Source organism: Candidatus Izemoplasmatales bacterium (genome assembly GCA_041649275.1).
In the GTDB taxonomy this organism is placed as follows: Bacteria; Bacillota_I; Bacilli_A; order Izemoplasmatales; family Hujiaoplasmataceae; genus UBA12489.
Genome location: JBAZNL010000001.1, coordinates 50,710 through 70,689 on the forward strand (window position 1 = coordinate 50,710; position 19,980 = coordinate 70,689).

A 19,980-nucleotide genomic window follows, 5' to 3' on the forward strand; every position below is an offset into this window, starting at 1 on the left:
TCCTCAGTAGATCTCTTCCCCGCACAGCGTGGCCGAGCCGAAATCGCCGCTCGTGGCGATGCTTTCCTCGAGCGTGAAGACGACGACCTCGATCGCGGGGGTCTCGTAAATCTGCTTTTCCTTTTCGGAAAGGTTTTCTTTCATCCTTCCACTCCTCTTTCAAGACATCGATGATTGACGGATATGTTCTTTGCGGCGGACCGCCAGGTGTCTTCTCCGGCCGATCGAACCGGAGAAAGCGATGGTGAAGCGACGGAAGTCGATGCGATGGTGCCGGATGCGGTCGATTCTGCCAATAGCCGATTCCTCCTTCTATCTCTTGTTCCTCAAACCCTATTCTTCCCAGGCGAGGCGGATCAGCGCCCCGTCGAAATCCCAGACGTCCGGCGCGGCGGCCGCGATCGCGGCCAGAAGCGCCGCATCCAGCGGGGCGATGCCGTCGCCCCTGCCGACCGTCGGATTCCCGATGCGGTCGAGCGCGGCGTCGGAATAGCCGCAGCGTTCGAACAGGTTCGCGTACGTCCCGCCCGGGGTCGTGCCGGCGAAGCCGCCGACGCGGACCTCGGGGGACGCGTTGTTCCAGGTGACGGTCGCGATCGAAAGACAGCGGACGACCCTGACGTTGTAGCCCTCGACGCGGCCGGCGAAGCCGCCCGCGACGACGAGGCTCGCGCGTTCCATCGGTCCGGCTTCCACCGTTCCGTCGACGTAGGAATCGTAGATCGCCCCGTAGCCCAGATACCCGACGAAGCCGCCGACGTATCCGAATCCGGAGATGCTTCCCCACACGGAACATTCGCGGATCTCCAGTCGATTGTCCATGATCATCCCCGCGAAGCCGCCGGTCGGGGTCGCTTCGCCGCCGGCGCCCGCGATGCTTCCGAGCACGGTCGAGCGGGTGACGGAAGCATCCGCGTCGGACGCCTCGAAGCGTCCGGCGAAGCCGCCGGTCGTCATCCAGGCGGTGGAAACCGTGCCCTGGAAGACCACGCCGTCGACCTGGCAGTCGCGGACGGTCCCGAAGACGCCGCCGGCGGCGCCGGTCCCGTTGCGGGAGGTCACGTCGATGGCGAAGAGGACGCGGACGTTCTCGATGTCGGAACGGATCGCGGAGCCGGCGAGGCCGCCGGCGGAAACGTCCATGGTCCCGCTGTCGACCACGATCGTTCCGGAGAGCGTGAGGTCCCTGACGACGGCGCCATCGAGGATCCCGAAGAAGCCGAGACGGGCGCCGTCCGCATCGATCTCGATTCCCGAGACCGTGTGTCCGCCGCCGTCGAACACGCCCGTGAAGTCGAGCGGTTCCCACGGCTGCGACAGGATGATGTCGGCCGCGAGGGTGACGGCGCCGCCATGGACGGCGCGCAGCTGCATTTCGGTCCAGACGACGGTCGACGAAAGATAGACGCGCAGGCTGGCGGGCGAAGGCAGGTGGACGAGCGACGTCGCGACGACTTCGAGATAGGCGCCGGAACTCGCGACGAGGCTCGCGGGGACCGTCCAGGAAGTCTCCGACACGCTCGCATAGGGCTGGCCGTTCACGAGGATGTCGTAGCCGTCGGCCCCTTCGACCGGATCGAAGGTAAGGGTTCCCGCGGAATACGCGGCGTTTCCGGGCGTCGCGAGGGTGAGGGTCGGGAAGATCAGGATGGCGGAACCGAAGCCGGAATCGGCGAAGGCCTCGCCGTCCGCGACGGCCATCACGCGGACGGTGTGGCTGCCGGCGTAGCCGTAGCGCAGGTCGATCGATGCGGTCGTCGCGGCGTATTCGTCGTCGCCGACCATGATCACGTAGGAAACCGCGTCCTCCACTTCGTCCCAGACGATCGCGCCGCCGGAAAGGCGGATGTTGCCGGGGACGGGAAGCGTCGTGCGGATCCGGAGAATTTCGGAATAGGGACTCGAGACGATCCAGCCGTCGGAGCGGCCGACGGCGAGGACCTGCACGTCGGCGGCGGTCCCGGCCGGGATCTCATAGGCGGTCTCGAGGGTCGGGTATTCGACGCCGTCGATCAGGACGACGTAGCCGGTGGCGTGCGGGACGGCGTCCCAGCGGACGGATCCGCCATCCTGGGCGAGGTCGGCGGGCGCAGCGAGGCGGATCACCGCGATCGCGTTCACGGTGTCCGACCATTCCGTCTCGGATTGGTCGTCCTTCGCCTTGACGGCGAGGGCGACGGGACCGAAGAGGTCTTCGGGGAGGGTCGTCGAAGTGTCTTCGACGTCATATTCGACGTCGTCCACCTTGAGGACATAGCCGGTCGCGCCGTCGACCGCATCCCAGGAGACGGTGCGTTCGGAGAGATGCAGGCCGGCGGGGACGTCGAGGGCCTTCCGGCAGCCGGAGAGACCGAGGAGAAGGAGGAGGGACAGGAGGATCGTCGACAGGCGCTTCATCTCGTTGTTCCTCACTTCGGGGTCGAGACGGCGGTGCCGTCCACGACCGTATAGACCGACGGATGGTTCAGGTTCTCGTGCGTGTCCGCATCGCGGACGAAGGCGACGACGTAGTACTGCGCGGGCAGGGATTCGATCAGGGACAGGTCGACGGCGACGTCGACCGGGATCCCGGTCGAATACTTCCCGAGCGCGGTCCGCGAGAAGTGCGGGACGGCGTAGGGCGAGACGACCGCATCGAGGAGGGTCCCGTCGAGCGCATGAACCTCGAGGACGAACTCGACCGATCGGTCCGACTTGTCGGCGCCGTAAGCCTTGTTCAGCGCGAGCGTCGAGGCGGTGAGGACGCTGCCGTCGAGACGGAAACCGGCCGCGCCGGCCGCGAAGTCGGCGCGCGCGGTCGCGACCGCGACGTACATGTCGCCCGCGCCGTAATAGAGGTACCAGGTGTTGTCGTGGCGGATCATCGAGTCGGCGAACATGCACTTGCGGAAGAGGCCGTAGTCGATCTTGTTGGTGTCGGTCGGATGCATCGCCGGTTCGTTCAGGTCGAGCCTGAGGTTCGTGAGCTCGAACGGGTTCGACTTCGTCGTCTTGAGGACGCCGAGGGCGTAGAACCAGCCGGAGACGTTTTCCTGCTCGTTCTGGAGGTTCCCGTCGGAAAGCCGGCCGCCGCCGTACATCAGGTAGATGTCCGTATCGTCTTCCCCGTAGAGGTTCGTGAGCGCCATGCAGGACTCGTTGCCGTTCGTGAAGTCCTCGACGTCGTTACCGCCGAAGCCGGCGACGGCGACGTCGACGATGTCGGCGGCTTCGATCCGAAGGACGTCGGAGGTGAAGCCGATCTTGGTGTAGCCGCCGTCCTTCATGTAGATCATGTACACCTTTCCGGCATGACCCGGACGCGGGTCGGTGATCATGACCGCGTTCCCTTCCGGATCGGTCACGAAGGTGCCGCTCTTGATCGCCCCGCCGTAGTCGGGGGCGATCCGTCCGACCTTGTAGAAGGTCGAAAAGTCGTAGGTGTAGATGATTCCCTCGCGGGTGACGGAATTGTCGTACATCGTGTAGGTGATGTAGTAGGTGGTCCTGCCGCCGCGGTTCGGATCGCGTTCGATCTTGAACATGCGCGGATCCTCGAGGCCGCCGCCGGCCTCGTCGTTCGTGGTCGGCCAGGCGATCGGGTTGTCCTCCCCGCGCGTGAAGTCGATCCCGTCGTAGGAATAGGCGTAGGCGAGGGTGGACATGTGGCCGAGCGGGTATTTGTCGCCGAAGTAGTGGTTGAAGTTGTCGGGGAGTTCGGCGCGGTAGATCATGTGGAAGATGCCGTTCTCCTCGTCGTAGACGACGGCCGGGTTGTAGGTTCCGAACGACTCGAAGCCGGGGATGTCGCCGTCCGCGATCGAGGCGAGGTCGGTGACGACCCCGTCCGCGTCGCGGATCCGCCCGATCGGGGCGAGGATCAGCCCGGAGGGATTCAGGGTGATCGAGGACATCGCCGTCCAGGCCGGGGCGTCCTTCGAGAACTCCATCGGGTTCCCGAGGGGGACGGAGGGGATGGATGACCAGTCGAAGAGTTCGAACGAGTAGATCGAGAAGGTCGAATCGTAGGGGAAGCGGCCGGTGTCCTTGGTGACCTGGCTGGTCTCGCGCTGGACGAGCTCGAGCTTGAGGTAGCGGGCCGAGACATCGTTCGACAGAGGCAGGAAGTCGACCTCGCCGAGGCCGACGTCGGAACCCGTGACCTTCGTCCAGCACGCGTCGGCGCGGCCGGGGGCGACATCCGGTCCGTCGCAGGCGTAGACGTCGAAGATGCGGGCGAACGAGACCTCCCAGCGGATCTTGACGAGGTCGAAGGTCTTCGTCGAACCGAGGTCGAAGATCGCATGCTGGCCGTCGGCGGCCGCCGAGGCCCAGCGGGTCGACGCGACGTTGTCGGTCATGTGGGAGGCGCGGTGGACGGCCTCGGCCTCAAACGACGAGACATTCGCGGTCGCGCCGACGGCGAGGTCCTGCGGACCGTAGACCTCGAAGGAATAGAACGAATAGCCGTAGCCGGTGGCGCGGCTGACGCCCTGGAAGCGGACGAAGCGGCATTCGATCCAGGCGTCGAACGTGATCTCGTCGACGGTTCTCTGGGTGTTTTCGACCGTGGCGACGGTCTGCCACGTGACGGCGTCCTGCGACATCTGGATCTCGTACTTCGAAGCGTACGCGGCCTCCCAGTCGATCGTCACCTTCCCGACCTTCTCGAGCGAGCCGAGGTCGACGTAGAACCAGGCGTCGTCGCGCGCCTCGCTCGCGTAGCGGGTCGCGGGGTCGGCGTCGACGGCGCGGACGTTGTAGTTCGTATCGGTGTTCGGGGTCGAGACGACGCGCCGCCCGCAGGCGAGGTCGACGCCGTAGGCCCTGGGCTCGACCGCGTCGGCCGACAGCCTGAGAAACGTCGCCGCGAGGGCGGCGCCGAGCGTCGTCAGGAGGAGGAACAATACGATTTTCTTGGGCATGGATGGGCTCCTTTTCGGGCAACGGCTCATTCGCCGGATTTGACGGGGATCGAAAACGCGTCCAGGACGGCGCCCGTCCGGTCGATCGTCGTGACGCTGATCTGGGTCGGAGTGACGGTGACGACGCTTGCGGTCGGGACCGTCGGGACGAGCTGGAAGGCGGCGGGACTCGCGGTGTTGTCGTATACCTTGTGGCCGCCCGAGCCGCCGGCGAGATAGACGGTGCCGGAGAGCGGATCGCCGGTCGCCTCCCCGCCCGCCATCGCCGCGGTCCGGGCGTAGACGTGGTCGTGGCCGGAGAGGACGAGGTCGACCGACGCCGCGTCGAAGACGGCGAGCCAGTCATCCCGGAGCGCCGCGGCCTCGTCCGGATGCGTCGGCCCGTACATCGAGTAGTGCGTCCCGACGATCAGGAAATCGTGCGCGTGCGCCGCGACGACGTCGTAGAACCACGCCTGCTGAAGGGCGACGTCGGTCCGTTCGACGGTGTCGAGCATGATGAAGAGGACGTTCCCGTAGACGACGTAGTACGAGGAATCGAGCCGGCTTTCGACGCCGTTCTTGGGATTGTTGAAGAGGGAGGCGTAGTAGGACGGAGACGTCGTCGCGCGGTCCTGGTCCTGGTAGTCGTGGTTGCCGGGGACGGTGAGCAGCGGCGTCGTCGCCAGGCCGGTCGCGAAGAAGCGGTCCCAGAAGAGCGGCGCCATCCCGACCTCGACGACGTCGCCGGTGACCATCGCGAAGGCCATCGGGCCGTAGCGCGAGACCGCCTCGTCGAAGAGGTCCTTCGTGATCAGGGTCTCCTGCCAGGTGTCCGCCTGGGTGTCGGTCATGTAGAGGAACGTCAACGTGCCGTCGGTATCGCCGGTCGTGAAGGCGGCGACCGGCGAAGCCTTCCCGCCGTTCACGGTCCGGACCAGGTAGGTCGTGTTCGGCGACAGGCCGGTCAGGGTCGCCTCGTAGAGGTAGCGGTCGGAGAAGCCGAAATCGATCCCGCCGACGGTGGCTCGGGCGGTCGAATACGCCGTGCCCGCGAGGATCGCGGTCGTCGCGTTCCGGAAATACGGGTCGGACGAAAGCGTGTAGGTCACCGCGGCGGTCGACGCGTCCGCCTGGAAGGAGAGGTTGAGGCCGGTCCCGGCGTCCTCCGCCGGGGTGGCGTCCAGATACCAGGTGCCGTTGTCGGGTTCGCTCTCGATCGCGGCCGCGGGCGTGCGCCGCTGGCCGTCGTCGGGATCGACCTTCGCCAGGCCGTAGCCGGCGTTCACGGCGACGCGGTAGTCGAGGTCGGGGGAGGCGGAGAGGGAGACGTTCCGGATCAGCGCCACGCCCCAGTCGCCGTCGCGGTTGTCGACGACCTCGAGGTAGTACTCCTTCGCCGGGTCGAGGCCGCCGAGGTCGTACCAGTGGTCCTTGAAGTCGCCCGAATCGGATGCCGCGGCGAGATCCTCGCGGCGGACGAGCCGCAGGACCTCGAGGTTCGTCCCGACCTCCTTCACGAGCACGAAGACCTGCTTGTCGCGCTGGACGGCGCCGGCGAACTGGTAGCGGAGGTAACGGTTCACGCCGATCGTGAAGGCCGGCGAGCGGAGCGCGCCGACGGCGGAATTCCCGCCGACGGAACTGATCGCGCCGCCGTTTGCGATCGTGAAGACCCCGTCCGGATTCCCCCAGCCGTCGAGGTTCGCGGTGAGCGCGCCGTTTGCGATCGCGTTCGTCGCCGTACCTGCGCCGGCGATGACGGGCAGGACGTTCGTCGCGGTCGTATCCGCGGTCACGACGGGGGCGACGGGCAGGTAGGTGTCGACGGCGTCGCAGGAGAGCACGTTCCATTCATGCGAGGCGGCGTCGACGAGGAGGACGTAGAGGGTATGTCCGAGATAGGCCGAGAGGTCGGCGTAGTATTGGAACAAGTACGCCTCGGCGTTCGCGGTGCCGCTCTTCGCGGTGAGCCCGAAGTGGCGGTTCGCGAAGCGTGCGACCTCGACGTCGGTCTCGGCGTCGTGGACGGAGAGGTACGCGGCGGAGTCGTTCTTCCCGCCGCCGAGCCGAAAGCCGATCCAGCCGGAGCCGGCGAGGACGAAGTCGCTCGACCGCATCATCCCCATCCGTTCCTGGTTCAGGTCCTTGTTCGCGTTGTCGTAGGGATCGGCGTAGACGCCGAAGAGGTAGTTCCCGTCCTTGTTGTAGGGGTTCGTGCCGGCGGAGCCGTAATACGCGGTCGAAACGACACGTTCGTTCCGAAACGCCGTGAGCGCGCTTTCGTCCTTCCAGATCCCGTAGGTCGTCCAGCCGGAGAGGTCGCCTTCCTCGAAGCCGCCGTTTACGATCTCGTAGGCGGCTTCGTCGTAGACGGTGACGAGGGTTCCCTCCCCGTCCTGCGCGATCAGGTAGGCGCGGACGGTCGAAGCGGAACCCGCCGCGAAGCTCATGAGGAACTCGCCGGTCGGCGCATAGCGCTTCTGCGAGACCCTCCGGACGGCGCCTTCGGTGTCGATGGTCAATTCGGCGATCCGGTCCGCATGGGTGAGGAAGCCGCACTCGACGAAGGCATAGCCTTCCGGCAGGACGTAGCGCGCGAGGCCCGTCTTCCGGAATTCGTCGTGCCGGAGGCCGAGGTCGCCCTGATGGACGACCCGCGGGGCCGATGCCGGCGCGGCGTCGGCGTAGACCGCGACGAGCGCGGTCGATGAAAACACCGTGAAGGAGAACGGCGTGCCGTAGCCGAAGACCTTGCCGTCCCTCTCCCAGTGGTGGAAGACCTTGCCGGACGGGGCTTCGTCGGCGACGGCGGTCGCGACCGCGTTGTAGGCGTAGGTGCCGTCGCCCGAACCGCCCGCGACCGAGACGGCGTAGGTGCCGGCCTCGACGGTCTCGTAGGCGACGTGGGTGACGACGTCGGATGTCACATGGTCGTAGGCTTCGCTCCATCCGGTCACGGCCATGCCGGGGCGGTCGGGAAGCGACGCCGGCGGCGTCGCGGTCGCACCGTCCTGGACGTATTCGACCTTGAGGATCTTCCCGTTGGCGTCGACGAAGGCGACCACGTGGCGATCGGAGGGGCTGAAGACGGCGGTGAGGGCGTTTTCGCCGGTGAGGATGAACTCGTGGTCGAGCGGGACGGAGAGGATCGTGCCGTTCAGTTCCCAGAAGAGGAACGTGTAGTCGACGGCGCCGGAAGGCGCGTCGGCGAGGTCTCCCTGCAGGGAGATCTTCTCGCCGTAGACCATTCCCGCGATCGTCGTCGAAAGAATGTTGGAAGGATCGAAATAGGACGTCAGCTCGACCGTCACGGGGACGGCCGACTGGTTCCCGCCCGAGGCGGAGACGATCGGGAGGTCACGGCGGAAGAGACCCGCGAAGGCGAGGGACGAAAGGATCAGGATCGTGATCAGAAACGTCTTCTTCTTCATCGTCCCGGGACCTCCTTTCGGGTCATGAGGCCGGTTCGGCCTCGAGGATCGCGGTCAGGTACAGATGGGCGTAGAGCGCGCACGGCCACGTGAAGTAGTCGCGGCTGTACTGCGTCGGATCGTTCGCGTTGAACGCCTCGTGCATCACGTAGGTGCCCGCCGTCGTGGCGGTCATCCAGTCGATGCATCGGCGGGCTTCTTCGGGATCGAGGGCGGTGAGGCCCTGCATCGCGATCGCCATGTGCCACGGCACCGGCACGTCCGGATGCGGGTTTCCTCCCGATCCGACGCCGTCGTGCGGATCGCCGATCCCGCTCGCGTACGTGCCTTCGTAATAATAGGGGTTCTCCGACGAGAGGATGAAGGCGCGGGTCCCAAGGTACGTCGGGTCGTCGGCGCCGCAGTATCCGAGCCACGGGGCGGAGAGAAGCGAGGGGATGTTCGCCATGTCGGTCAATAGCTTGTGGGCGGAGGAGGACGGATCGGCGTTTTCGCCGTCGGTCTCGAACACCCAGATGCGGCCGAGCGTCGGGTGGTCGTAGACGCCGTAGGTCTCGATGCCCTGGCGGATCGAGGCGGACAGGGCGGAAGCGCGCGCTGCGAGCGCCGGCGCCTTGCCAAGCGCCTCGAGCAATGCGGCCATCTTCGCCATCGTCGCCGCCGCGAACATGTTCTGCGGGATGTTGTAGCGGTAATGGGTCACGTCGTCGGACGGCCGGTAGGCGCTCCAGACGAGACCGGTGCCGACCGCGAAGGCGTTCTGCCCCGCTCCCTGGTCGTAGCCGTTGGTGATCCGGTAGTCGGCATCCGAATGGTTCTGCTCGTGTTCGAGGGTCGTGATCGCGCGGTCGAGCGCGATCTGGAAGAAGGCGTCGAAGACGCCGTCGTCTTCGGTGATCTCGTAGTACTGCGAGGCGAGCCAGAACGGATAGGTGAGGCTGTCGACCTCGAACTTGCGTTCGAAGGCGCTCCCGTCCGGGTTGAAGGCGTTCGCGTACGGGTCGCGGCGGATCAGCTCGAACTGGCGCTTCAGGAGTCCCTCGACCAGCTGCTTGACGTCGGAATCGAGGTTCATGAAGCGGAGATACGCGAGCACCTGCGCGCTCGAGTCGCGGAGCCACATCGCGTCGATGTCGCCGGTGCGGATGAAGACGGTTCCGTCGGGATCGACTTCCGTCACCGACGGAAACGTGCCGACGCGGTTTTGGACCCCGTCCAGCGTCGCATAGAAGGTCTTCTGGAAGGTGAGCCGTTCGGTCTCGTCTTCGATGCCGGCGATCAGGCCGTCCACGGTCGCGCGCATTTCCGCGTAGTCCGGCGTGGTGTCAAAGGGTTCGAGGAGGTTGACGGCGACCTCGTCGGTCATGGACGGATACGCCGCGTAGAAGGTGGCGAGGTCCTCGAAGGTGACGAGACCCCAGTCGCCGCGGGCGTTGTCGACGAGCTCGACGTAGAGGCATTCGCCCAGATGATCGTACAGGTCTACGTAATAGAGATGGGTGTTCTCCTCGTCGGCTTCCTTCCAGCGGTCGCTGTAGGTGCGGAACACTTCTTCGTTCGTCCCGACCTTGAGGATCGAGAGGTAGGTGAGGTCCGAATGCTTGGTCGCGCCGAGGCGGAAGGAGATGAGGCCGGTGCCGCCGACCTTGAAGGCGGAGGACCGGAGGAGTCCGACCCTGGTCTCGTCGGGGCGGTTGGAGAGTCGATCGTTGGCGTTCAGATGACTGGCCCGGAAGGCGCCGTCCTCGCCGACGGCCGTCCAGCCCGAGAGCGACCCGGTCGCGAAGTCGGCGTTGTAGAGCACGTTCGGGGTCCCCGCCGCGTCGGCGAAGACGGGCTTGACGTCTTCCGCCAGGGTCATCCCCGAGAGGTCCGGAGCGACCGGGTAGTACGTTTCGAAGGCGTCGAAGGTGAGGTAGCCGCGGTTTTCCGTCGAGCGGTCGACGAGCAGGATCCGCACCGTTTCCCCCATCATCGCCGAGAGGTCGGCGCAGTAGGGGACGAGGTTGTCGACGCGATACCCGGAGGGATCGGTCGCATATGCGGTCTCGTGGTAGAGGGCGTTTCCGAAGCGGAACCGTTCGACGCCGGTCTCATCGTCGACGATCGAGACGTAGGTGAGTCCCGGGTTCGCCCCGGCCCCGAGCCGGAAGGTGAGGATGCCGGCGCCGCCGATCGTGAAGGGAGCCGAGGACAGGACGCCGACGGCGGTCTCGTCTTCCCGTCCGTAGAGGTAGGCGCCTTCCTTCCCGTAGGGCACGGCGGCGGCGGTCGCGTCGTCGTCGGTGACGCCGGAAGCGGTAAACGCGGTGCCGGAGACGATCGTCCAGCCGGTGAGGTCGCCGGTCTCGAAGCCGCCGTTCTCGATTTCGTACGGCGCGGGGTCGACGGTCGTCACGGTCGTCGTCTCCCTGCATCCGAGGAGGATGGTGGCGAGGGCGAGGATCGCGACCATGGAGAGATGTCGTTTCATGCGGTCACCCGCCTTTCTGCTTCGGTTCATGGGATCGGGTCGAAGGCGAGCGGAAGGCCCGTGATCGATACCGCGCGGTCGCCGCTCGTGACGGCGTTCCATTCGGTTTCGCTCACGAAGCGGATCGAGTCGATCTTCGATACGCCCCACGAGGCGTTCACGTTGTCGACGATCTCGAGGTAGTAGAGCTTCGACTCGTCGAGACCCGAGAGGTCGAGCATGTGGTTGTCGAAGTTGCCGTCCTGCTTGGTCGAGAGGTTGTCCCGGCGCACGAAACGCAGGACTTCGATGTTCGTTCCGACCTCGCGGATCGAGATCGAGACCTGCTTGTCGAACCTGAGGCCGCCGGCCCAGTCGAGACGGAGGTACTTCATCCCGACGACGGTGAAGGCGGAGGAGCGGAGGAGGCCGGTGGCGGAATCGCCGCCGACCGAAGAGATCGCGTAGCCGTCGGCGACCTGGAAGATCCCGTCCGGATTCGACCAGCCGTCGAGGCCGGACGAGAACGATCCGTTCTTGATCTCATTGGTTGCGGTGTCGATCCCGAGGACGGTCGGAAGGACGTTCTCGGCGAGGGTGTCGGAAGTGGTCGCCGGCGCGCTTCCGAAGTAGGTCAGGAAGGAATCGGCGGACAGGACGCACCATTCGTTGCTCATCGTGTCGGCGATGACGAGGTAGTAGGTCTCCCCGAGGGTGCCGACGGCGGAAAGGTCATAGTAATACGGGAAGAGGCAGGCTTCCGCGTTTTCGGTGCCGGAGAGGGTCGTATCGCCGAAGTGGCGGTTCCCGAAGCGGGCGATCTCGACGTCGTCCGACGCGCGGCGAACCGACACGTAGGCGAAGGCGTCGTTCTTTCCGCCGCCGAGTCTGAAGGCGATCCAGCCGGAACCGCCGAGGACGAAGTCGGACGATCGCAGATAGCCCATCCGTTCCTGGCCGGAGTCCTTCGTGATCGCGCCGCCGTAGATCCCAAGGTTGAAGGACCCGTCGCGGTTGTAGGTGTAGTTTCCGTCGAAGTAGGTGCCGGAGACGACGCGGTCGACGGTCCACGCGGTCATCCCGCTTTCGTCCTTCCAAAGCGAGAACGACGTCCATCCGGAAAGATCCGCGGTCTCGAAACCGCCGTTTTCGACGCGGTTTTCGCGGTGGTCGTAGGGAACCGTGACGGAGAGGTCGTTTCCGTCCGCGGTGCGGATCACGAAACTGATCACTCCGGCGTTCTCCGCCCGCCGCGTCGCCATCCAGGCGACGGACAGGGTGAGGATCCCGGTCTCGTCGTCGAAGGTGTAGTCGGCGTCGCGGATGAGCGTCGCCGCTCCGGCGGTGAGGTTCTCAAAGACGTTTCCCGCCAGGTCGACGCCGTAGCTGACGGATGCGGAAACGTCGATGAGATAGCCTTCCGAGACGAGCAGCGCCTCGGGAAGGGTCGTGAAGGGCGTGATCGCGATCGCGAGGGTCAGGTCGCCGCCCGTCGTCATGATCGTGAAGTCGAGTTGCGAAGGCGTCCCGAGAAGGCTTTCCAGGTACGCCCCGTCGAACGTGAGGATGCCGGGTGTATAGGAATAGGCCGCCGTCGGGACCGTCGCCGAACCGAACAGGATCGACGAGATCGAATCATCGTAGAGCGAGAACGCCACCTCGACGTCGACCATGGAATGTTCCCCATAGGCGAAGGGACCGGTTCCGAGCTCGGGCGTCCGCGAATCCGTGACGACGATCGTCAGATCGACGGAACCGGTCGCGTTTCCGACGCGGATCACGACGTCGACGTAGCCCTGGACGGACAGGAATCCGGACTTGATCGTCAAAAGATCGCCGTCGAGGACGTAGTAGGCAGGGGCGAGCGGAACGCCGCCGCGGGTGATCGCAAGCGGTGAAAGCGGGTACCCCGTCAGAAGGAACGTCACGTCCGCGGGGGCGGCGAGGTCGAACGACGCGACTTCTTCTTCGCACGCCGGCGCGCCGAGGACCGTGAGCTGGAAGTCCGCGTTCCCGCCGTCGGTCCAGAGGGTGAACGCGTGCGGGCCGAACGCCAGGGTTTCGAGATACGCGGCCGTCAGGTCGAAATAGAGGATGGAGCCTTCCCGCGGTCCGACCGTGTAGTCGGTGTCGAGAAGAAGGTCACCCGAAGCGCCGGTGATCTTCAGAATCGGGAAGTCGGTGTCGCCGGACGCGTTCGTGATCGGCCAGCGCAGGTTTTCGCCGCCCGTGACGAAGGTCTTGTCGGTGGCGTCGGCGATCGCCGGCGGCACCTCCAGATAGACGATGTCCATCTGGATGAAGACGCTCGCGAGACCGACCTCGTCGGTCGCCTGATAGTCGAAGACGACGATGCCCCACCAGCCGGGGGCGCGGACGAACGTGAAGGCGTCCTTGGCGTCGTCGATCGTGATCGTGCCGAAGTCGCCGAAGAGGGTCTTTCCGTCAAGCGAGATCTGGACCGTCGACGGCTCGCCTTCCTGCGCGTCGAGATGGTCGAAGGCGCTGCCGCCGGTGAAGACGTAGGAATCGATCAGAAACGATCCGGCCGCGGTCACGCGGAACGGCTCGTCGACGATCGTCTCGTAGGTGTATTTCGTCACGTTCTGGCTGCCTTCGCTGGCCGTCGCACGGTCGCTCACGTGCAGTTCGAAGGTGTCGGATCCATGGGTGTTGGTCACGGTGAAGACATGGATGCCGTACGGAAGCGAGACAAGATAGGCTTCGCGGAGGATGATCCGGTCGATTTCGACGGCGTAGGCTTCGTTCGACAGGATGACCCCGCCCGTCGCGACGGTCGTCTCGGCCTCGCGGCCGGACAGGCTCGTCCAGACGATCAGGTCATCTACGACCTCGGCGCGCGCGACGAGGGTCGTCTTCGAGCCGGCGACGACCTGCGGGCCGGTCGGATTCTTGACGTGGATCGTGACAAGCGCCACGCCTTCGACGCTGACGACATGGTCGCCCGCGGAACGGGCTTCCAGGAAACCTTCCCTGATGGTCAGAATCCCGTCCGCATAGGCGTAGTCGACGCCCGCGGTCCAGGCGACGTCCGCGAACGTGAAGTCGGCGGGATCGAGGTCGTGGGCGTACGGGGTGATCGCGAAGGCGAGGTCCCCGCCCGTCACCGTGAGGACGTAGTCCGCTTCGTCCGGTTCCGCAAGGACGGCGCGGGTATCCCGCACCTCGATCGTGAAGTCGGATGCGCCGGCTTCGGTCACGAGGGTGAAGGTGTGGACGCCGACGGAGAGGGTGAGGAGATACGACGCCCTGATCGAGAAGAGGCGGGCGTTTCCGCCGGTGCGGAGGATGAAATTCCCCGCGCCGATCGAGTCTTCGCCTTCCTTGACGTCGACCATCTTGAAGTACAGGGAGGACGATTCGGAACCGAAGGTGTCGACCGTCATCACGACGTCGCCGAAGGAGACGGCCTTGTCGACGACCTTTGCGCCGACGGCGTCGTAGACGAACGGATTCACGGTCTTGTACAGGAGGACGATCGTCCGCTCGGCGGATGCGCCGTAGGTGTCGGTCACCGTGAAGGCGATCTCGACCGCCCCGGCGTAGACGCTGTCGGGGACGAAGTCGAAGGTGCCGTCGCCACGGTCGGTGAGGGCGCCGGCGCCGGAAACGAGCGAAAACGCATAGCCGAGGTCGCCGACCGCGTCCGTCACCAGACCGCGGAAATCCTCCGCGAGGACGCTTTCGCCCGGCAGCTTGATGAAGTCGTCCTTGGCGGCGATGACCGGGACGTCGTTCAGGACGAATCCGACCGCGACGGTTCCGGACGAGAGGGTGATCAGAACCGTCTTCTCCCCGGGCGCGTAGGTGCCGGTCTCGGCGCCGGCGAGCGTGAGGCGCGTTCCGTCGAACGCATAGAAGGAGGCGTTCACGGGCGTGCCGTCGATCGCGACCGACACCAGGGTTCCCCCCTTGGGGTCGACGTCGATCGGCAGGTCGGCGGTGTCGCCCTTCAGGAGAATCCCGGTTCCGACGATTTCGGCCGTCGGATGAGCGCTTACGGCAACGGAAAACGCGCGTTCGCCGGCGGTGGTCGTAAGCAGGAACTCGTAGGTTCCGAACGCGAGCGTCGAGAGGTAGTCGGCCTTGATCGTGACCGTGTCGAACTCGTCGTCGAGGACGTAGTCGTAGGGATCGATGCCATGACCCGTAACGATAACGAGGTCGCAGGCGAACACGACCGGTTCGGCGCCGTTCTTGTCGACCGCGAAGGTCACGTCGGCGGGAGCGTCGAGGTCGAACGCCTGGTCCGGAATCGGACTCGGATCGACCGTCTTGTAGGTGAGCGTGACGTCCCGCGAGGCGAAGGCGCCGTATTCGTCCGTCGCCGTGATCCGGATCACGGCCGTGCCGGATCCGATCCCGTCCGGGACGTAGTCGAAGGAACCATCAAGACGGTCCGTGAAGACGCCGTCGCCCGAAACGAGGAGATAGCGCACCGCGAGGGCGCCGATCGCGTCGTTCACGAGTCCGGTCCAGTCCTCGCCGGAAATCGCTTCGCCGGGATACTTGATGAAGTCGTCCTTGGCGGAGATCGTCGGGACGTCGTTACAGACGAAGGCCGCGTCGGCGGTCCCGCCGGTCGTTTCGAGAACCAGCGCGTGATTCCCGAGAGAGAGGTCCGCCAGGGTCGCGGCGTACAGGTGCAGGATCCCGCCGGAGAGGTCGTAGTCGCCGGAACCGAGGCTCCCGCCGTCGATCGCGACGGAAACAAGCGCCGCCCCCTTCAGGTCGGCCGCGGCCTCGAGGCCGTCGCCGCCGACGGTGTAGACGGACGGGCCGTCAAACGACAGCGTCGGCGCGTCGTGGATCGTGACCGTGCCGGTCGTCGTCCCGGTCGAACCGGTCGTCGTCGTGCGCGACCCGGTGGTCGTGGTCGCGGTCGTTGTCGACGTCGAAACGACGGTGCCGGTCGTCGGCAGCGTCGGGAGGGTGGTGGTCGTGACCTCCGCGCAGCTGGCGGGGAGGATGCCCATCGCGATGAGCATGAGGATGATCTCGAAGATTTTTTTCATGCGTCCATCTCTTTTCATGAGTTCAGGTCCGTTCCCGCCTCGCCGAAATCGTAATCCGGCGCGATCGCGTAGTAGGTGACGATGTCGTCCACGAAGATCACGTCCCAGGGTCCGGCGGCGTTGTCGACGATCTCGATGTAGCATTCCTTCCCGAGATACGCGGAAAGGTCAATGTAGTAGGTGATGAGCGCGTTCCCGTCGTGGCGGACGTTGGCGAGCCGGAAGAGCTCCCGATTCGTCCGCCGCTCGCGGATCGAGACATAGGTGTCCTTGTCGAAGCGGGCTCCCTGCGCGGCGCCGATGCGGAGGCTCACGATCCCCGACCCGTCGATCCGGAAGAGCCCGGACCGGAGCAGCCCGGTGGCGGCGTCGCCGCCCTCGTCGCTCCGCAGGACGCCGTCCAGGATGCGGAAGGAGGCCAGATCCCCGGACCATCCCGCAAGACCGTTTGCGAACGATCCGTTCTCCACCTGGTTCGTGACGTAGGCCGCCTCGAAGGCCGGCTTCACGTCAACGGCGAGAAAACCGACGTCGGGGACCGTCTCTTGGTAGGTCTCGAAGGCGTCGAAGGTGAGAAAGTCCCAGGCGTGTCCGCCGCGGTCGACGATCTCGAGGTAGAGCCTTCGGCCAAGCAGGGCGGTGAGGTCGGCGCGGTAAGGGGCGAGGTTCTCCCCGAAGTAGGCGGGATCGGTTTCGGAGACGCCGACGTCGAAGGCGGCGTTCCCGAAGCGGGCCACCTCCGTCCCCGTGCTCGCATCGTAGACCGAGACATAGGAGAGGTCGGGGTCGTCCCCGCCGCCGAGCAGGTATGTGATCCAGCCGACGCCGCCGAGGGTGAAGACGCTCGAACGGAGGATTCCCGTCTTCTCGGTCCAGGCGTCGCCGCCGTCGCCCTCGAAGGCGAAGACGAAGCCGCCGGTGCCGCCGAAGGGGATGGAGCTCCCGGGGACGAGCGCGTTCTCGCGCACGGCCGCTGCCGAGAAGGAAAGCAGCGCGTCCTCGCCCTTGAAGGACGTGATTGCGGTCCAGCCGGTCAGATCGCCGGTCTCGAAGCCGCCGTTCACGACGCGGCAGGAATTCTGCTCGTCGGCGACGGATAGTTCGAGGGTCGCCGTCCCGGAGGTGTAGACCGCATCGAAGGCGTAGGTGCCCGGCGCCAGGGTCGCGAGGTAGACGGCCTTGATCGTCACCGTCCCGTCCGCGACGAGGTAATCGCCCGAGGCGATGCCGTGGCCCTCGAGCCAGGCGAAGGAACCCTCCCCGGCGTCGATCGCGAACGTCACGTCGTTCATCGCCGAAAGCGAGAAGACGGCGTTCTCGGACGTGAAGTCGAGCGCCGCCGCGCACGCCGAAAGGACCCCGACGAGGGCCAGGACGAAGAGCGTTTTCAGGCGGCGGACGAACATGGGATCACTCCTTTTCGAAGGCTTCGAACGGATCGTCGACGATCGCCGCGTGCGCTTCGGCGTCGGACAATCCGACATAGACGGTGGCGGTACCGTTGCCGTGGCGGACGAGTCCGCCGGCGAAGACGACGTCGACGAGGTCGGGGCGCTTGGCGGCGCCCGGTGTGAAATCGCGGCGTTCGCACAGGATGTTGACTTCCGTGCTTCGGCGCGTGGCGGGATCGAAGACGAAGGTCATCCCGTAGTAGTGGCGGACGTCGCCTTCCGACATCGTCGCGATGTGCCCGACGATCCCGAGCAGGCCGCCCTCGAGCGGAAGGATCTGGTTCACGCCCCCCCAGCATCCCTCCGGGAACTGGGTGGCGAGCAGCGGTGCGCTTGCGATCGCGGCCGGGTTCACGCCCGAAAGGTCGTCGCAGGCGTAGTAGCCGATCCGGCCGGGGCCGGCGATCCCGCCCTGGGGACGGGTGAAGACGTGGAGCACGCCGCGGCGTTCGACGCGGACGTCCTTCATCTTCGCGGGCGCGTCGGCGATCCGGACGAGGGTGGAGAGGTCGTCGCCCCGGTAGAACGCGGTGTTCCACGTGTCGATCCGGCCGTCGGCGTCCTCATGGATCGCGGTGCCGCCGATCAGGAGCGCGCCGTCCAGAACGGTCGCGTACGGATCCTGGAAATCGTCGATCCCGCCCGGGAGGACCCGGTAGCAGTCCAGATCGACCTTCTCGAAGAAGCGCACGGCCGATCGTTCGCTTTCGCGCCGTTCGACGCGGCCGGCGATCAGGCGCCTTCCCTTCCACGAAAACTCGTTTGAGACGTTGTAGACGTCGAAACCGTCGACGCCGAGGAATTCGAGTCGCGCCGTCTCGTAGACGGCCGGATTGCGGCGGTGCCGTTCGACGAGGGTCGACAGCGCCGTCGGTTCTGTCACATACTTGATGTTCATCCCTTGATCCCCACTCCGGAGACGCTCTCCATGAATTGTTTTTGCATGAAACTGAACAGCAGGACTTCCGGAATCATCGCGATCAGGCTCGCGACCGACACGTAGTTCCAGGGGACGATCGGATTGCTGCCCCCCCATTGATAGAGGTTTTCGAAGATCGTGATGCTGTTGGCCATCAGCCAGTTGCTTTGCCGGGTGACGTAGAGCGCGGGACCGTACAGGTCGTTGTAGGTGCCGATGAAGTACAAAAGGATCGCCGTCACGAAGACCGGACGGTTGAGCGGGACGGCGATCTTCCAGAAGATCCGAAACTCCGAGTAGCCGTCGATCCGGGCGGCCTCGATGTAGGCCTTCGGGATGTTCTGGAAGAACTGCTTGAAGAGGAAGATCATGAAGACGTCGGTCCCGAACCAGCAGGCGATCCAGAGCGGGATGTAGGCGATCTCCCGGAGCCCGGTGTTGACCATGAACTCGTAGATCGGGATCCCGAGGATCTCCCCGGGGATCATCATCGTCGCGAGCAGGACGACGAAGATCGCGTTCTTGTGGGGGAAGCGGTAGACGGCGAAGGCATACCCCGCCATCGAGCACGTGATCGCCGTGCCGAGGGTCTTGAGAGCGAACACGGCCATCGTGTTCAGAAACATCCGGACGACGTCGTAGTCGGGATGGGTGAGGACGAACTCGATGTTCTCGAAGAGGGCGAACGAGTGGGGAAACATCGTCGCCTGGGTGGAGGATTCGGCGAGGTCCTTCATCGCGGTGATGACGAGGTAGTACAGCGGCAGAAGCGCGACGATCGCGAAGAGGATGAGGGGGATGTACACGAGCGCCTGACGGCGGTTGCGCCGGCGACGGACCGCCGACAGCGGCTTCTTCCCGGAGGGGCTCATAACGCCACGTCCTTCTGGACATAGTACCGGGAGAACAGGAAGTTGAGTCCGGTGAGGGCGAGGATGACGAGGAAGAAGAGCCACGCCATCGCCGCCGCATAACCGAGCTCGTAGGAGTAGTCCGGGGTGAAGGCGGTCATGAACATGTAGATGGGGAAGAGGAGGGTCGAGTGCGCCGGCTCGCCGCTGCCGTTGCCCATCACGTAGGCGAGCGAGAACGACCGCATCCCGTCGATGGTGATCATGATCACGTTCAGGAAGAGCATCGGCGAGATCAGGGGCATGGTGATCTTCCAGAACTTCCGGAAGGGCGTCGCGCCCTCGATGTCGGCGACCTCGTAGAGCGATGCGGGGATTCCCTGGAGGGCGGCGAGGAAGACGAGCATCTTGACGCCGAACCCCATCGCGGACACGAGGATCATCGTGACGAGGGCGGTTTCCGGCGAGACGTACCACAGCGGCGGATTCGCCACGCCGAACGTCTCGAGGATCCGGTTCAGGAGTCCGGTATTCGGATTGAGGATGTTCTTGTAGACGGCCCCGACGGCGAAGGCGGGGATGATGAACGGCAGAAAGTAGATCGTCCGGAAGATCCCGATGCCCTTCACCTTGGCGTTCAGGAGCATCGCCAGGATGAGCGAAGTGACGAGCACGAGGATCCCGGATCCGACCGCGAAGACGAGCGACTGGATCATTGAGCGTTTGAACAGAGGATCCCCCGCGAGGGCCAGACGGTAGTTGTCCCAACCGACGAAATGGACGTCGATTCCATAGACGGTCTTGTCGGTGAACGACAGGACGATCGTGCGGATCACCGGTACCAGATAGAAGAGCAGGAAGCCGAGGAGGGCGATGCCGGCGAACAGGAGAAAGTACTTGTATTCCTTGCGGTAGCCGCGTTTCAGGATCCTGGCGAGTGCGCGCTTCTCCATC

At 65.3% G+C, this 19,980-nt stretch carries 10 protein-coding genes; all 10 read right to left on the minus strand.

The window, feature by feature from the left end:
* Positions 1–3 precede the first annotated feature (3 nt).
* Positions 4–144, minus strand: coding sequence for a hypothetical protein (locus WC509_00215; GenBank protein MFA5005881.1), 141 nt, complete (start codon positions 142–144; stop codon positions 4–6).
* Between the two features lie 189 nt (positions 145–333).
* The gene (locus WC509_00220) at positions 334–2,397 is read right to left on the minus strand and encodes a GLUG motif-containing protein (protein MFA5005882.1); all 2,064 of its coding nucleotides are present in this window, start codon (positions 2,395–2,397) and stop codon (positions 334–336) included.
* 11 nt (positions 2,398–2,408) lie between these two features.
* Positions 2,409–4,904 (minus strand): discoidin domain-containing protein, encoded by a 2,496-nt coding sequence (locus WC509_00225; protein ID MFA5005883.1) that lies wholly within the window; start codon positions 4,902–4,904, stop codon positions 2,409–2,411.
* Positions 4,905–4,930: 26 nt separating this feature from the next.
* The gene (locus WC509_00230; protein ID MFA5005884.1) at positions 4,931–8,317 is read right to left on the minus strand and encodes a metallophosphoesterase family protein; all 3,387 of its coding nucleotides are present in this window, start codon (positions 8,315–8,317) and stop codon (positions 4,931–4,933) included.
* A gap of 22 nt (positions 8,318–8,339) precedes the next feature.
* On the minus strand, positions 8,340–10,790 hold the full coding sequence (locus tag WC509_00235; protein ID MFA5005885.1) for a glycoside hydrolase family 125 protein: 2,451 nt from the start codon (positions 10,788–10,790) through the stop codon (positions 8,340–8,342).
* A gap of 26 nt (positions 10,791–10,816) precedes the next feature.
* A complete protein-coding gene (locus WC509_00240) occupies positions 10,817–15,805 on the minus strand; it encodes a cadherin-like domain-containing protein (GenBank protein ID MFA5005886.1) in 4,989 nt (1,662 codons plus the stop codon).
* A gap of 14 nt (positions 15,806–15,819) precedes the next feature.
* Entirely contained in the window at positions 15,820–17,211 is a 1,392-nt protein-coding gene (locus WC509_00245; protein ID MFA5005887.1) for a hypothetical protein, read from the minus strand.
* Positions 17,212–17,215: 4 nt separating this feature from the next.
* Positions 17,216–18,154, minus strand: a complete 939-nt coding sequence (locus WC509_00250; protein MFA5005888.1) for a DUF1861 family protein — start codon at positions 18,152–18,154, stop codon at positions 17,216–17,218.
* A complete protein-coding gene (locus WC509_00255; GenBank protein ID MFA5005889.1) occupies positions 18,151–19,047 on the minus strand; it encodes a carbohydrate ABC transporter permease in 897 nt (298 codons plus the stop codon). The genes WC509_00250 and WC509_00255 overlap by 4 nt, the downstream gene beginning before the upstream one ends.
* Positions 19,044–19,979, minus strand: a complete 936-nt coding sequence (locus tag WC509_00260; protein MFA5005890.1) for a sugar ABC transporter permease — start codon at positions 19,977–19,979, stop codon at positions 19,044–19,046. The genes WC509_00255 and WC509_00260 overlap by 4 nt, the downstream gene beginning before the upstream one ends.
* Position 19,980: the final 1 nt, after the last annotated feature.